Here is a 697-nt window from a genome sequence, read left to right on the forward strand (position 1 = left end):
TGGGGAACGACCGAATCGTGACTGGCCTCGATGGCGGGGCGGATTGGGGTATTACAGACTATTGGTTGACCGCTGATCGTCACGTCGTGTTGATCGCGACCGTCGAGAAGGCAGAAGCGCTGATGCGCTATGTGGGCCATCTGCTTGTCCAGCGGCTGCGTCTCCTCATCATCGACGAGGCGCATCAGGTTGTCAGCGAGGTCGACGCCAGTGCGCAGGAAGCGCTTGCGTCTCACAGCAGTCGCGCGATGCGACTTGAGTCGATGGTCTCGCGTTTGCTGGCGATCAAGCCCGACATGGCGCGGATCGCGTTGACGGCGGTGGCGGGCGGCGCAGCGCTCCCTGTCGCCCAATGGATAGAAGGCCGCCTAGACGCGACGCCAGTTGGGCTCAGCTATCGCAGCAGCCGACAGCTGATAGGCGGGCTAAGAGTGGACACCCGACGTGCACCGGAAGCCGTGCTCGATATTATGAACGGGCAGATGCTTTACGTTCGCGGGCGTGATGCTCCAGTCTATCTGCCACTGCGCATCCCTTTGATGCCGCTCCCCGCACCGATCATCCGGAACAGCCTGCCGCACTACAATCAGCTCTATGTGCTGTGGACTGCGCTGCATCTGCTCGAAGGCAACCGGCGGGTGTTGATATCCGTGGCCCAGTCACCCGAACGGCTCATGAAGCGCTACGCCGAGGCTTT

The 697-nt window shown here is 61.8% G+C and carries 1 pseudogene; it reads left to right on the plus strand.

The features are described from left to right. Positions 1-17 precede the first annotated feature (17 nt). Positions 18-697 (plus strand): annotated as a pseudogene (locus EOA22_RS36075) (DNA helicase); the annotation flags it as partial.

Source organism: Mesorhizobium sp. M7A.F.Ca.US.014.04.1.1, assembly GCF_003998745.1.
Taxonomy (GTDB): Bacteria; Pseudomonadota; Alphaproteobacteria; order Rhizobiales; family Rhizobiaceae; genus Mesorhizobium; species Mesorhizobium ciceri.